At 71.8% G+C, this 13,880-nt stretch carries 12 protein-coding genes; 7 read left to right on the top strand and 5 right to left on the bottom strand.

The window, feature by feature from the left end; translation table 11 throughout:
• Nucleotides 1-200 precede the first annotated feature (200 nt).
• Nucleotides 201-1,007 (top strand): M15 family metallopeptidase, encoded by an 807-nt coding sequence (locus H516_RS0109495; protein ID WP_245561780.1) that lies wholly within the window; start codon nucleotides 201-203, stop codon nucleotides 1,005-1,007.
• A gap of 5 nt (nucleotides 1,008-1,012) precedes the next feature.
• Entirely contained in the window at nucleotides 1,013-2,410 is a 1,398-nt protein-coding gene (locus H516_RS0109490) for an MFS transporter (protein ID WP_022889481.1), read from the top strand.
• Here the strand turns inward: H516_RS0109490 and H516_RS0109485 are convergent.
• Both H516_RS0109485 and H516_RS0109480 read right to left on the bottom strand, forming a co-directional pair.
• Nucleotides 2,379-3,392, bottom strand: a complete 1,014-nt coding sequence (locus H516_RS0109485) for a DUF1648 domain-containing protein (protein WP_022889480.1) — start codon at nucleotides 3,390-3,392, stop codon at nucleotides 2,379-2,381. The two genes, H516_RS0109490 and H516_RS0109485, sit on opposite strands and share 32 nt — an antisense overlap.
• Entirely contained in the window at nucleotides 3,389-3,739 is a 351-nt protein-coding gene (locus H516_RS0109480; protein WP_022889479.1) for a GntR family transcriptional regulator, read from the bottom strand. Before H516_RS0109480 ends, H516_RS0109485 begins: the two co-directional genes overlap by 4 nt.
• A 228-nt stretch (nucleotides 3,740-3,967) precedes the next feature.
• Here H516_RS0109480 and H516_RS0109475 point away from each other — a divergent pair, with 228 nt between their 5' ends.
• Nucleotides 3,968-5,392: an amidase domain-containing protein gene (locus H516_RS0109475; protein ID WP_169513513.1), complete on the top strand. Its 1,425-nt coding sequence runs from the start codon at nucleotides 3,968-3,970 to the stop codon at nucleotides 5,390-5,392.
• A gap of 128 nt (nucleotides 5,393-5,520) precedes the next feature.
• Here H516_RS0109475 and pgm read toward each other — a convergent pair whose 3' ends face one another.
• Nucleotides 5,521-7,146 (bottom strand): phosphoglucomutase (alpha-D-glucose-1,6-bisphosphate-dependent), encoded by a 1,626-nt coding sequence (gene pgm / locus H516_RS0109470; protein WP_022889477.1) that lies wholly within the window; start codon nucleotides 7,144-7,146, stop codon nucleotides 5,521-5,523.
• A 173-nt stretch (nucleotides 7,147-7,319) separates the two neighbouring features.
• A complete protein-coding gene (locus H516_RS0109465) occupies nucleotides 7,320-8,603 on the bottom strand; it encodes a DUF445 domain-containing protein (RefSeq protein ID WP_022889476.1) in 1,284 nt (427 codons plus the stop codon).
• Nucleotides 8,604-8,651: 48 nt separating this feature from the next.
• On the opposite strand from H516_RS0109465, the gene pheA reads away from it, so the two are divergent.
• Together pheA and H516_RS21320 are read left to right on the top strand one after the other, a co-directional pair.
• Complete coding sequence (pheA, locus tag H516_RS0109460) at nucleotides 8,652-9,614, top strand: prephenate dehydratase (protein ID WP_022889475.1); 963 nt, start codon at nucleotides 8,652-8,654, stop codon at nucleotides 9,612-9,614.
• Between the two features lie 34 nt (nucleotides 9,615-9,648).
• Entirely contained in the window at nucleotides 9,649-10,551 is a 903-nt protein-coding gene (locus tag H516_RS21320; RefSeq protein ID WP_051138757.1) for a hypothetical protein, read from the top strand.
• Nucleotides 10,552-10,588: 37 nt separating this feature from the next.
• Here H516_RS21320 and H516_RS0109445 read toward each other — a convergent pair whose 3' ends face one another.
• Entirely contained in the window at nucleotides 10,589-11,599 is a 1,011-nt protein-coding gene (locus H516_RS0109445; protein WP_245561779.1) for a diacylglycerol/lipid kinase family protein, read from the bottom strand.
• Between the two features lie 92 nt (nucleotides 11,600-11,691).
• On the opposite strand from H516_RS0109445, the gene serS reads away from it, so the two are divergent.
• Nucleotides 11,692-12,957: a serine--tRNA ligase gene (serS, locus tag H516_RS0109440; RefSeq protein ID WP_022889471.1), complete on the top strand. Its 1,266-nt coding sequence runs from the start codon at nucleotides 11,692-11,694 to the stop codon at nucleotides 12,955-12,957.
• A 2-nt stretch (nucleotides 12,958-12,959) separates the two neighbouring features.
• Nucleotides 12,960-13,862: an HAD family hydrolase gene (locus H516_RS19405; RefSeq protein WP_022889470.1), complete on the top strand. Its 903-nt coding sequence runs from the start codon at nucleotides 12,960-12,962 to the stop codon at nucleotides 13,860-13,862.
• Nucleotides 13,863-13,880 lie beyond the last annotated feature (18 nt).

Genomic DNA, 13,880 nt, shown 5'->3' with positions numbered 1-13,880 from the left:
GATGAGAGCGCTCTCTCACGTCGATGTGAGAGCGCTCTCACGCTGTCGGGAGGTGACTCTACGAGGGATTCTGCGCGATGTCAAGAGAGCGCTCTCATGGAGGCTGCCGAGGAGCCCTCGCACGGCCGATGCGCGCGATGCCGGGAACGACTCTGCCTCCGGGCCGGAGCGCCCCGGGGGCCGAGCGTAGACTCGTGAGAGTGTCCGATCCCGCAGGCCTGCCCCCCATCGACGAGACGGCTCAGCGACGCCGCATGACGATCGCGCTCTCGCTCATCGCGGTGCTCGTTGCGATCGCCGTGATCATCATCGGCGCGGTCGTCGGCGCCGGCGGCGGCGGTGCGAACGCCGGCCCCGAAGCATCCGCCGAGGAGTCAACCACCCCGCGACCGGCGCCCACCGCACCGCCCGAGCCCGCCGTCGTCGACACCTTCGACAAGTCCGCCCACTCGCTCGACGACCCGGCGAGCATCTGGGTCGTGGTCAACCAGGTGCGCGCGCTGAACCCCGAGGACTACGTGCCCGACGACCTCGTCGAGGTGCCCGTGGCCCACACCTGGGTGCCCGAACTCCGGCAGGAGGCCTCCGATGCCGTCGTCGCGATGTTCGCCGCGGCCGCCGACGAGGCCGACTACTACCTGGCCTCGAACAGCGCCTTCCGCAGCTACGACACGCAGGTCGAGCTCTACGGCGACGGCGACGACCCCACGACCGCGCCGCCCGGGCACTCCGAGCACCAGACCGGCCTCGCGATGGACATCGGCACCGAGGGCGGCTGCACCTTCGAGTGCATGGATGACAGCGCCGAAGGCGAATGGCTCAGGGCCAATGGGTATCGCTTCGGCTTCATCCTCCGCTACCCCGCCGACAAGGTCGAGATCACCGGATACCCCCACGAGTCCTGGCACTTCCGCTACGTCGGCGTCGAGCTCGCCACCGAGATGCACGACCGCGGCATCACGACTCTCGAAGAGTTCTTCGACGTGCCGGGCGGCGCAGCGCAATGAGCCGGATGCCTCGCGCGACCCCCGTACCGCACCGCGGTCTGTCGCTCGCGGTGCTCATCGTCAACCAGCTGCTCGCCGGAGTCGGGGTGGCCTCGGGCATCGCCGTCGCGGCACTGCTCATCGGCGAGCTGACCGGTGCCGCCGTGCTCGGTGGGCTCGCCCAGTCGTCGAGCGTGCTCGGCGCGGCGATCACGGCGATCCCGCTCGCGCGCCTCGCGGTGCGCTCGGGCCGTCACGTCGCCCTCGCAACGGGCTACGCCCTCGGCATGATCGGCGCCGTGCTCATCGTCGTCGCGGCGACGAGCGGATGGGTGCCGCTCGTGTTCCTCGGGCTCGCCGCGTTCGGCGCAGGCGCAGCCGCCGGCCTGCAGGCGCGCTTCGCCGCGACCGAGGTCGCCGCGCCCGGGTTCGAGGCCCGTTCGATGTCGCTCGTGCTCTGGGCGACGACGCTCGGCTCGGTCGCGGGCCCCTTGCTCTCCGAGACCGGCGACACGGTGGGGCTCGCGCTCGGGCTCCCGCCGCTCGTCGGCCCGTTCCTGTTCTCGGGCGCGGCGTTCGGACTGTCGACCCTGCTCGTCGCGACCCTGCTGCGACTGCCGAAGGCGGGGCAGCTCGCGGCCGATGCGGTGCCGGGTGCCGCCGTGTCGCCCACCGAGGTCGCACCCGGCGCGGGCGGCGGCGGCGCACCCGAGGCGGCGCTCGCCGAGCCGATCGGGGCCGAGGTCTCCGCCTCGACGGTCGCCGAGGCATCCGCCCCCGACCCGGCGAGGCCGATCGGCGCGTGGGGTGCGCTGCGCATCGCGGCCGCGAACCCGCGGGCGCTCTTCGCCATTCTCGCGATCGTCTGCTCGCACACCGTCATGGTCGGGGTCATGGTCATGACGCCCGTGCACATGATGGCGCACGGGCTCTCGCTCACGCTCGTCGGCGTGGTGATCAGCATTCACATCCTCGGCATGTACGGCGCGAGCCCGCTCGTCGGGTGGCTCGTCGACCGCATCGGCCCGTCGCGCGTGATCTACCTCGGCGTCGGGGTGCTGCTCGCGGCGACCGGCACCGGCATCCTCGCGCCGGCCGACGACATGTTGATGGTGCCGCTCGCGCTGGGCCTGCTCGGGCTCGGCTGGTCGTGCGGACTCATCGGCGGCTCGACGCTCGTCACGAGCGCCGTCGACCCGTCGATCCGCGTGCCGCTGCAAGGTGCGACCGACGCGGCGATGAACCTCGCTGCGGCGATTGCGGCCGCGCTCTCGGGCTTCGTGCTCGGCGTCGGCGGCTTCGCCGGGGTGAACATGGTCGCCGTGCTGGTGCTCGTGCCGCTCGTGGTCGCGGGCGTGCGTGCGGCCCGGTCGGGCGGCGCCGGTGCCGAGGTCAGTGACGCGCCTCGCGAGCCCGTGCGCTGAGCGCCTCGAGCAGCGCGGCTGCGGTCGCCGCGTCGTCGACCGTCACGACGAAGCGCCGACCGTTCTCGCGTACGAGCTGCAGCGCCTCGCCGCTGCGCAGCACGACGCCGAACGCGCCGTCCGGGGCGAGCCTGATGCCCCACCCGCCGAACTCGGCGGTCGGGTTCACGTCGGTCACCGACACCTGGCGCATCTGCGCGAGCGGCACTCTGAACCAGGGTGCGCCGATCGACGAACGCACCTCGAGGCCGCGCTCGTCGACGCGCACGCGGAACACGAAGGTCGTGGCGGCGAGCGCTGCGAGCAGCAGGCTCGTGGCGAGCAGGATCCACCAGGCCGGCGAACCGACCGCCGCCGCGACGATCGAGCCGATGGCCAGCCCCGCGACGCCCGCCCCGATCGCGATCATCGCGGCACGCGACATCGTCGTGGTGCGCACCCAGACGGCACGCTCGTTCGGATTCAGCTCGAGCGGGGCGACCGACTCGCTCGCGTGCGGCCCGGCGAGGGTCGTGCGGGGCTGGGCGAACCAGGCCACGACGCCCGAGAGCACGGCGAGCCCCGCCGAGACCAGCAGCGGGACGCCGATGCCGGGCGCCTCGGCGGGGTCGTCGAGTCCGCGCTGCATGCCGAGCGACCAGGTCAGCAGCACCACGAGCAGCACGGTCGTGCCGAGCGAGAACGCACCGAGCAGCCGCATCATCGGCCCCCAGCGACCGTCGCGGGTGCCGCCGAACATGATTCCGACGAAGAGCGCGGTGAGGCCGAGGCCGAGCAGTGCCGCGCCCAGCGGCGCGGTCCACGCCGGGGCGAAGCCGTCGGGGGCGCCGCCACCGCTCCAGTGCGTCGCGATGGTCGACGGCACCTCGGGCAGCCAGGCGAGCATGAGAGCGACCCCGACGATCGTGACGAGCACGGGCGCGAGGGCGGCGACGAGCAGGAAGCGCCGGCGGGCGGTGCGGAATTCGTCTGAGCGGGTCATCGGTACGTCTCCTTGACGAGGGCTGCGAGGGCGTCGGGCGAGAGGGCGAGGGTGCGAGCGCGGGCGACGAGCGCCTCGATGTCGTGGTGCAGCCGGGCGAGCGGTTCGACCGCGTCGGTGGCCACGGCGCCGCGACCGCGTCGCATGTCGACGAGCCCCTCGTCGCGCAGCAGCTGGTAGGCGCGCAGCACCGTGTGCAGGTTCACGCCGAGCGAGGCGGCGACCTCGCGGGCCGACGGCAGACGGTCGCCCGAGCGCAATCGGCCGGCTGCGGCGTCGGCGCGGACGGACGCCGCGACCTGGGCGAAGATCGGGGTCTCGCTCGAGGGATCGACTCGGATCAGCACCGGTACTCCTTCACAACTGTTCTATAAATACTAGAACAGTTCTGGGGATGGCCGGGACCGATCGCGAAGCCGAGCTCCGTTCGCCTTTCAGGAGAGCGTTCTCACCGCTCTCCCAGAGTTCAGGAGGCTTCCTCACAAAATCGCGTGATGAGGTGTCCTGTCCTCCGAAACGCCGACCCGGAATCCCCCTTCGTGTTCAAACGCCTCAGCAAGACGCCGCCTGCCTCCATGCCCGAACGCCGTCGCTCGACCTTCCGCGCGCCCGGAGCGATCGACACCGCCCTCCTCGCGGAGGGGGCGACGACCGACGGGACGGTGCCCGACCCGGCGACGGCCGCCGAGGGTGAGGTGCGTTCGACCGCATCCGATCCGGTCGAGACGTCGACGGCCCCGCGTCGTCGCCGCGGATTCCGCGCGGCCGCCGAAGCAGCCGAGCGCGACCCGGCTGCCGGCAGCCGAACTGAAGCCGCCCCCGAATCGTCGGCATCCGTCGGCTCCGAGCCCGACGCCGCGCCGAGCCCTGTCTCGGGCGCCGCGGCGATCTCGGAACAGGCCGCCGCGGCGATCTCGGAACCGGCCGGCGCGCAGGAGCACCAGCCGCGCCACCGCGCCGATCACGTGCGGAACCGACGCCCGTCGAGCGGCGCCGCCCGCCGGCTCATGGCGCTGTCGTGCAGCACCGCGATCCTCGGCGTGAGCGCCTTCGGTGCCGTCGCCGCGTGGACCGACACCCCCGGCGGGGCCTCGCTGCTCGCCGAGGAGTCGGTCGCGGCGGAGAGCTCGGTCGCGGCGGGAGCCGCCGACGAGATCGTCTCCACCCCGGTCGTCGCCGAGGAGGACGGGCCCACCGTCACGAGCGGGCTCTCGACCGCCTCGGTGCCCTTCACCGGCGGCCAGCAGATCACCGTCACCGGTGAAGAACTCGACCAGGTCGGCGCCGTCAGCGTTGCGGGCGTTCCCGCGACGATCGTCGCCGCCGACGAGAGCGCGGTCACCTTCGCGGTGCCCGCAACCACCGCCGACGCGCTCGGCGGCGCAGAAGTGCAGTTCTCGGATGTCTCGGGCGAGCCCGTGCCCGTCGAGGAGACCGTCGCATCGATCGCCGCCGCGGGCGTCGAACTGAAGGCGACGACGGTCGCCCCGACCGAGCAGCTCGACGCGCTCACGCTCACCTACACGAGCAATCGGGCCATCGACGCGCAGCTCGGCTATGTGCTGACCTACTGGAGCAGTTACAACTCCGCCGAGTACACCGTCTTGAGCGGTGTCGACTGCGCGAACTTCACGAGCCAGTCGCTCATCGCCCGCGGCTGGGCGATGGACGCGGGCTGGTACTACGACCGCGCGACCGGCGCCATGTCACCGAGCTGGTCGAGCTCGACCGCGATGCGCGACTGGCTGACCTCGCGACCCGACCTCGCGACCCCGCTCGACGACTCGCACCGCGGCCTCGTGAAGGTCGGCGACATCGCCCAGTTCGACTGGGACGGCTCGGGCGACCGCGACCACACCGCGGTGGTCACCCGGGTCGAGCACTCGGCGAACGGCACCGCCGTCTGGGTGGGCGGCCACACCAAGGACGCCGACTACTGGAACGTCGACGAGGCCCTCGCCTCCGGCGGCGGTTCGGTCAGCTACTTCTCGCTGGAGTAACCGCCGAAGCGGGTTGAGGAGGCGCTCCAGCGCCGTCTCGAAACCCGGTGGGTTGAGGAGGCGCTCCAGCGCCGTCTCGAAACCGCGTCCACCGCGTTCCGAGGCGCTCGCTCCGCATCCCGCCCTCGCTATGACGCGAGCGCCGCGTCGACGATGCGCTTCGCCTCGGCCTGCACCTCCGCGAGGTGGTCGGCGCCGTTGAACGACTCCGCGTAGATCTTGTAGACGTCTTCGGTGCCGCTCGGCCGGGCGGCGAACCACGCGTCGGCCGTCTCGACCTTCACCCCTCCGATCGCGGCCCCGTTGCCGGGCGCGTGCGAGAGCTTCGCCGTGATCGGATCGCCGGCGAGCTCGGTCGCCGCGATCGCGTCACCGTCGAGCCGGCCGAGTGCGGCCTTCTGTGCGGCGTTCGCCGGGGCATCCACTCGTTCGTAGGCGGGGTCGCCGAACCGTTCGACGAGTTCCGCGTAGAGCTCCGACGGCGATCTGCCGGTGACCGCGCGGATCTCCGCCGCGAGGAGGCACAGCAGGATCCCGTCCTTGTCGGTCGTCCAGACCCTGCCGTCGAAGCGCAGGAACGACGCGCCCGCGCTCTCTTCGCCGCCGAAACCGACCGAGCCGTCGACGAGCCCCGGCACGAACCACTTGAAGCCGACGGGCACCTCCCAGAGGCGGCGGCCGAGCGAGGCCGCGACGCGGTCGATCATCGACGACGAGACGAGGGTCTTGCCGATCGCGGCATCCGACCGCCAGCCCGGACGGTGCGCGAACAGGTACTCGATCGCGACCGCGAGGTAGTGGTTCGGGTTCATGAGGCCGCCGTCGGGGGTGACGATGCCGTGCCGGTCGGCGTCGGCGTCGTTGCCCGTGAGGATGTCGTAGCCCTCGTGCGAGAGCACCGAGGCCATGGCGCTCGGCGAGGACGGATCCATGCGGATCCTGCCGTCCCAGTCGAGCGTCATGAACGCCCAGCGCGGGTCGACCCGCTCGTTGACGACCGTGAGGTCGAGTTCGTAGGCGTCGCGGATGGCGCCCCAGTACGAGACGGACGCCCCGCCGAGCGGGTCGGCGCCGATGCGGATGCCCGAGCGCCGGATCGCGCCGAAGTCGATTACGTTCGCGAGGTCGGCGACGTACGCGCCGCGGAAGTCGTAGGTCTCGACCGCGCTCGGCTCGGCCTGGAGGACGCCGCGCAGGCCGCCTTCGATGAGCTCGTTCGCCCGGGCTGCGATCCACTTCGTTGCATCCGAATCGGCCGGGCCGCCGTGCGGCGGGTTGTACTTGAACCCGCCGTCCTGCGGGGGGTTGTGCGACGGGGTGATCACGATGCCGTCGGCCTCGCCCTCGGCGCGCCTGACCGGGTCGTTGTTCCACTTCAGGATCGCGTGCGAGAGCGCGGGCGTGGGTACGTAGTCGTCGAACTCGTCGGCAAGCACCCGCACGCGGTTCGCGACGAGCACGTCGAGCGCCGTGGTCTGCGCCGGTGCGCTCAGCGCGTGGGTGTCGGCGCCGATGAAGAGCGGCCCGGTGATGCCCTGTGCGGCGCGGTACTCGACGATCGCCTGCGTCGTCGCGAGGATGTGGTCTTCGTTGAAGCTCGTCGTGAGCGAGGAGCCGCGGTGGCCCGAGGTGCCGAACACGACGCGCTGGCCGGGCACCGAGGCATCGGGCTTCTGCTCGTAGTAGGCCCGGACGAGGGCCTCCACGTCGATGAGGTCGGATTCGGCAGCCGGTTCTCCTGCGCGCTCATGCATGCCCCCAGTCTGGCATCGCGCCCCTCCCGCCGACAGGTGCGTCACGGGGGTGTATTTCCGCAACTGAACCGGGTTCGAATGCCCTGAGATTGCGGAAATGCACCCCCGGGCGGGGTGAGGGCGGGGATGGGGCGAGGGTGAGGGCGGGGTGAGGGCGAGTGGCGGTTGTCAGGTCAGGCGAGCGCGTGCAGGGCGGTTGCGATCGAGAAGATCGCGAGCCCGGCGAGGGCGCCCACCACGGTGCCGTTGATGCGGATGAACTGGAGGTCGCGCCCCACCTGAAGCTCGAGCTTCTCGGTCGTCTCGCGCGGATCCCACCGCTCGACGGTCTCGGTGATGACGCCGGCGATCTCGTGCCGGTAGTTGCGGACGACGTAGGCGGCGGCATCCGTGAGCCAGGCGTCGACCTTCGCGGCGAGCGCCTCGTCGCTCGCGAGGCGGGTGCCGACCTCGATGATCGCCGCCCGCAGCCCCGTCCGCAGTTCGCTCGCAGGATCGCCGAGCCCGTCGAGCAGCGTCGACTTCACCGCGCCCCAGGCCTCGCCGGCGAACTCGCGCACGCGCGGGCTCGCGAGCAGCTCGGCCTTCAGCCGCTCGACGCGGGCGATCATTCCGGGGTCGCGCTGCAGGTCGTCGGCGAGTTCGGCGAGGTAGCGGTCGATCGCGAGCCGCAGCGGGTGCGCGTCGTCGGCGCGCACCGCCCGCACGAAGGCGAGCACCTCGCGGTGGGCGCGGTCGTCGACGAGGCGGTCGACGAAGCCGGGCATCCATCGCGGCAGCCGCTCCGACACCATGCGCCCGAACGCCTCGGGGTGCGCGCTCAGCCATGACGACGCCTTCTCGAGCACGGCGTCGACGGCGGCGCGCTGCTGGTCGGCCGCGACGAGGCTCGAACCGATCCGCCCGATCGCGGGCCCCCACTCGGGCTCGAAGAGGTGGCGGCGGGCGAGGCGCTCGATGACGTCCTCGACGTCGTCGTCGCCGAGCAGGGTGAGGATGCCCCGGGCCGCGACCGAGGCCTCGGCGGCGACCCGTTCTGCATGCTCGGGCGAAGCGAGCCATCCGCCGACCCGCCGCGAGATGCCGATCGAGCGGAGCTTGCCGAGGACGACCTCGTCGGAGAGGAACTCGTGCTCGACGAACGCGCCGAGGCTCGCCCCGATCTCGTCCTTGCGCTTCGGGATGATCGCGGTGTGGGGGATGGGGATGCCGAGCGGGTGCCGGAACAGCGCCGTCACCGCGAACCAGTCGGCGATCGCGCCGACCATCGCGCCCTCGGCGGCGGCGCGCACGTACCCGAGCCACGCGAACTCGTCCTGCAGGGCGAACGAGACGGCGAATACCGCGGCGGCCACGAGGAGCAGGCTCGTCGCGACCCGCTTCATGCGCCGCAGCGCGGCCAGCCGCTCCGCGTCGCCCGGCGCGGGCGACGCGGCCCTCGTCGTCGCGGGATCCATCTCCGCAGTATTTCAGGAGCCTCGCGCGGCGCTCGTTAGGCTTGGCGCATGACCACGGATGCCACGCCGACACCCCCCGACGAGACGTACTCGTACCTCGGTCCGGCCGGCACCTTCACCGAGGCGGCCCTGAAGCAGGTACCCGAGGCCGCGGGCAGGCACTGGCGCTCGGTGAACAACGTGGGCGAGGCGCTCTCCGACGTCGTGAGCGGTCGTTCGACGGCGGCGATGATCGCGATCGAGAACTCGATCGACGGCGGCGTGAGCGCCACGCAGGACGCACTGGCGACGGTGCCGGGCCTCCGCATCATCGGCGAGTACCTCGTGCCGGTGAACTTCGTGCTGGTCGCTCGCCCGGGCACCGCCCTCGCCGATGTCCGCATCGTCAACGCGCATCCCGTCGCCTACGCCCAGTCGCGCGGTTGGCTCGAGCGCGAGCTGCCCGACCACGGGCACATCCCGGCGACGAGCAATGTCGCGGCCGCGGCATCCCTCTTCGAATCGAGTCAGGCCGATGCGGCGGTGGCGCCGCCCGGCATCACCGAGCATCTCGACGTCGAGGTGCTCGCCCGCGACCTCGGCGACAACCCCAACGCGGTGACGCGCTTCGTGCTCGTCAGCCGCTCGCGCACACTCCCCGAACCGACCGGGGCCGACAAGACGAGCCTCATCGTCGAACTGCCCGACGACGAGCCGGGTGCGCTGCTCGCGATGCTCGAGCAGTTCTCGACTCGGGGAGTGAACCTCTCGCTCATCCAGTCGCGGCCGATCGGCGATGCCCTCGGCCGGTACCGCTTCGTCGTCGACCTCGACGGGCACGCGGCCGACGAACGCGTCGCCGACGCGCTGCTCGGCCTGCGCCGCACGAGCCCGAAGGTGATCTTCCTCGGTTCGTACCCGCGCGCCGACGAGCAGGAGGTCGCCTACCACTCGAAGTACGATGACGAGATCTTCATCGAGGCGCGCGACTGGTTGCGCGGCATCTTGAGCGGCGAGCCCGACGGCGCCTGACGGTGGCGCGTCGCGAGCGAGGGGGTGGTCGACGATGACCGACACCGATCGGGGTATCGACCCGAGGTACGATCCGCGGTTCCAGCGTGGGTACGACGGGTCGGGCGATGGGGATGCCTCGGCGCTCGCCGGCTCCGCAGGGGTCGCCGGGTCCGGGGTCGAAGCGGGGCGCGTCCGGGCAGGCGACGCCGAGCCCGCGGCGGTGCGCGAAACGGCGGCCGAGTGGATCGCCGAACTCCCGGGCCCCGACCCGTCGTCCGACGTGGATCGCGAACCGGCGGCGGCGCCGAAGCAGGCCACGGAATCGGCAAAGGCCGCGGTTCCGGACCCGAACCCGGTTCCGACGACTGAGGCGGGTCGCCGTGCGGCCCACGCGCGCGTGCGCAACTGGCTGCTCGCCGGGTGGGCGGTGACCGGGGGAGCGATGCTGCTCGGCGCCTGGCTGGGATGGCGCGTGAACTCGGACTTCAGCTACTACAGTGGCGTCGTCGACCAGGCGTCGGAGAACCTGCGGGTCCTCGGCTGGACCCTCGCGCCGGCCCTGCTCGTGATCGGTGCCGTCGGCGCGGTCGTGGTGACCGGCGTGGCGGCGAGCCTGCACGATGCCGTGCCGTCTCCCGTGGCGGTGGAGGCTCCAGGGTTCCGGCGTGCCCCCGCGTGGTGGGCGTTGCCGGTGATCGCGGTGGCCGCGGTCGTGCTGATCGCGTGGGCGGTCGCGCGCGCGGCCGAAGGCAATGCGGCAGGTTCGTCCCTCTCGTTCGCCGTCGACGGGAACGTCACCGACGATCAGCAGGCGAAGATGGACACCATGGCGCTCGGTCAGGTCGCCCAGATGCTGATCGGGCCGTTCGCGTCCGCCGCGGTCGCCGCGCTCGTCGCCATCGCGGTCATCGAGGCCGGGCGCGCCGGTCGAACGGCGCGCGCTGCGCACCGCTGACGGACCCGATACGCTCCGCTGCCCGATCGCCGAAGGGTCAGCGAGGCACACGAACCACGAGCGCCGCCGCGTCGACCCTGAACCGCGCCGACACGACGCTGCCGAATTCGTCGCCGTCGATCTCGAACTCCTGCGGGCCGCCCTCGATCTCGAGCTCGACCGAACGACCGCGGCGGTAGACGATCTGCTGACGCCGGTTGCCGCTCGTGAGATCGATGAACTGTCGACCGAGTGCCGATCTGCGCAGCACCCGGTTCTCCCACACGACGGTGCGCCAGATGAAGAGCCAGCCGAGCATGTTGCGCGGCTGCAGCACGACCACGTCGAGGCGACCGTCGTCGATCTCGGCGTCGGGGATGAGTTCGATGTTGCCCGGCAGGTAGCCGAGGTTCGCGACGAGGATGCTCGCGACCCGGGCCCGGTGGTGTCGCCTCGAGTCGAGGCGGTACATCGCCCGGTACGGCTTCGAGGCGGGCAGCGCGCGGATGCCAGCGTCGACGTACGCGAGCCACCCGACGCGCTTCTTGAGCTCGGGGTTCGTGTTCTGGATCATCTCGGCGTCGATGCCGATGCCGGCCATGACCAGCGAGACGTGCGTCTCGTCGTCGCCGTCGGGGCGGGTGACGTCGGCGACGATCACGTCGACCGCACGGTCGGCTCCGGCGAAGGCCAGCACGACCGCGTCGTCGATGTCGTTCACGGGGATGCCGAGGTTGCGGGCGAACAGGTTGCCGGTGCCGAGCGGCACGATGCCGAGGGGGATCCCGGTGCCGCGAAGCGCGGCGGCGACCGATCGCACGGTGCCGTCGCCGCCGGCGGCGATCACGAGGTCGGCCTCGGCGTCGACCGCTTCGTGCGCCATACCCTTGCCGGGGTCGTCGAGGGTGGTCTCGATCCAGAGGCTCGGCGCGAACGACTGCCGCTCCTCGGCGCGGCCTACCGCGGCGCGCAGCGCATCGGTACCCTGCTTGCTCGGGTTGAAGATCACGGCGGCGCGCAGGCGCGGGTGCGTGGCATCCCCCTGGCGCTCGTTCTGATCGTCCGACACGCTGCCACCGTATTCCATCCGCCCGAGAACGCTGCGGAACGGCGCATCCGGCCCAAGAAGGGTGTCGGATGTCGCGGGCTAGACTTGCTCGGGTGATCGATCCCGTACTGCTCCGCGAGAACCCCGACCTGATCAAGCGTTCGCAGGAGCTCCGCGGCGAGTCCTCGGAGTACGTCGACGAGGCGGTGGCCGCCGACGCTGCGCGCCGCACCGCCATCACCGTCTTCGAGGCGCTGCGCGCCGAGCAGAACGCCTTCGGCAAGCAGGTCGCGCAGGCGCCGAAAGACGCCAAGGCCGCGCTGGTCGCGCAGGCGCAAGAGCTCGCGGGCCGGGTGAAGGCCGCGAACCAGGCTGTGAGCGATGCCGAGGCCTCGTTCACGCTCGCCGTGCAGAAGCTCGGCAACATCGTGCTCGACGGGGTGCCCGCGGGCGGCGAAGACGACTACATCGTGCTCCGCGAGGTCGGTGAGATCCCCGCCTTCGCGTTCGAGCCGCGCGACCACCTCGAGATCGGCGAGCTGCTCGACGCGATCGACATGCCGCGCGGCGCGAAGGTGTCGGGAGCGCGCTTCCACTACCTCAAGGGCGTCGGCGCCCGCCTCGAGCTCGCGCTCATGAACATGGGCCTCGACCGCGCGATCGCGGCCGGCTTCACGCCCCTCATCACGCCCACGCTCGTGCGCCCCGAGATCATGAACGGCACCGGGTTCCTCGGTGCGCACGCCGACGAGGTCTACTACCTGCCCGAACAAGAGCTCTACCTCACCGGCACGAGCGAGGTCGCGCTCGCCGGGTACCACGCCGACGAGATCATCGACGTGTCGAACGGGCCCGTCCGCTACGCCGGCTGGTCGACCTGTTACCGCAGCGAGGCCGGCAGCCACGGCAAGGACACCCGCGGCATCATCCGCGTGCACCAGTTCAACAAGCTCGAGATGTTCAGCTACATCGACCCGGCCGACGCCGAGGCCGAGCACCAGCGCCTGCTCGCCTGGCAGGAGGGCATGCTGCAAGACCTGGGTCTCACGTACCGCGTGATCGACACCGCGGCCGGCGACCTCGGGTCGAGCGCTGCCCGCAAGTACGACGTCGAGGCGTGGGTGCCGACGCAGGGCGCGTACCGCGAGCTCACCTCGACCTCGAACTGCACGACGTTCCAGGCTCGCCGCCTCGACATCCGCCACCGCACCGAGAGCGGCAAGACGGCGCCCGTCGCGACCCTCAACGGCACGCTCGCGACGACGCGCTGGCTCGTGGCGATCCTCGAGACGCACCAGCAGGCCGACGGCTCGGTGGTGGTGCCCGAGGCGCTGCGCGGCTACCTCGGCGGACTCGAGCGACTCGAGCCCGTCGCGTGAGCATGGCGAACCCCGCTGGTCGAGGAGCGAGCGCCGCGAGCGTCTCGAGACCCCGTGGCGAGGCTCTCGAGACGCGTCCTCGTTCCTCGGACGCTCCTCGATCCACGGACGACTCGTGGTTCGTCGCGCTCGACGTCGACGGCACGATCATGCACGAGGACGGCACGATCGACGACGCCGTCGCCGAGGCGGTCGCCCGCGCGGTCGATCGGGGCCACCTCGTCACGCTCGCGACCGGCCGCTCGTGGTCGACGACGAGGCCGGTGATCGAGGCGCTCGGTCTCGCGCCCGAGTACGTGGTGTGCGCGAACGGCGCCATCACGATGCGCCGTGACGACACCGCCGACGGCGGGTACGTGCGCACGCACGTCGAGACCTTCGATCCGACGGCGGTGCTCGAGCGCATCCGCACCTTCCTGCCCTCGGGCAAGTTCATGGTCGAGCTCGCCGACGGCTACCGTCTCTACACCGAGGGCATGACCGAGTGGAACCTCGAGAACGCCCGCGAGGTCGTGTTCGACGAACTGCTCGACCAGCGCGCGACGCGCGTCGTCGTGACGAGCCTCGAGCACGGGCTCGAGGAGTTCTTCGGCATCGTCGACCAGATGGGGCTCCACCACGTGAGCTACGCGATCGGCTGGACGGCGTGGCTCGACATCGCCCCCGACGGCGTCAACAAGGCGACCGCGCTCGAGCGGGTCCGCGGATGGCTCGGCGTCGACGCCGCGCGCGTGTTCGCCGCCGGCGATGGGCGCAACGACCTCGAGATGTTCGCCTGGGCGGGCTCGGCAGGGCGTGCCGTCGCCATGGGACAGGCCCCCGACGAGGTGCGGGCCGCCGCCGGCGAGGTGACCGGCCCGGTCGGTGAAGCGGGTCTCGCCTCGGCGCTCGACTCCCTCCCCTGATCCCTGACCCCTCCCCGA

Source organism: Agromyces italicus DSM 16388 (assembly GCF_000421545.1).
GTDB classification, from domain to species: Bacteria; Actinomycetota; Actinomycetes; order Actinomycetales; family Microbacteriaceae; genus Agromyces; species Agromyces italicus.
Note: the sequence above shows the minus strand (reverse complement) of the source record. Positions and strands in the feature narration are given on the sequence as shown.

What these genes read in the sequence shown, in the direction of transcription:
- H516_RS0109490 (WP_022889481.1), top strand. Translation starts at nt 1,013, where the DNA reads ATGCCTCGCGCGACCCCCGTACCGCACCGCGGTCTGTCGCTCGCGGTG.
- H516_RS0109485 (WP_022889480.1), bottom strand. Translation starts at nt 3,392, where the DNA reads ATGACCCGCTCAGACGAATTCCGCACCGCCCGCCGGCGCTTCCTGCTC.
- H516_RS0109475 (WP_169513513.1), top strand. Translation starts at nt 3,968, where the DNA reads ATGCCCGAACGCCGTCGCTCGACCTTCCGCGCGCCCGGAGCGATCGAC.
- pgm (WP_022889477.1), bottom strand. Translation starts at nt 7,146, where the DNA reads ATGCATGAGCGCGCAGGAGAACCGGCTGCCGAATCCGACCTCATCGAC.
- H516_RS0109465 (WP_022889476.1), bottom strand. Translation starts at nt 8,603, where the DNA reads ATGGATCCCGCGACGACGAGGGCCGCGTCGCCCGCGCCGGGCGACGCG.
- pheA (WP_022889475.1), top strand. Translation starts at nt 8,652, where the DNA reads ATGACCACGGATGCCACGCCGACACCCCCCGACGAGACGTACTCGTAC.
- H516_RS21320 (WP_051138757.1), top strand. Translation starts at nt 9,649, where the DNA reads ATGACCGACACCGATCGGGGTATCGACCCGAGGTACGATCCGCGGTTC.
- H516_RS19405 (WP_022889470.1), top strand. Translation starts at nt 12,960, where the DNA reads ATGGCGAACCCCGCTGGTCGAGGAGCGAGCGCCGCGAGCGTCTCGAGA.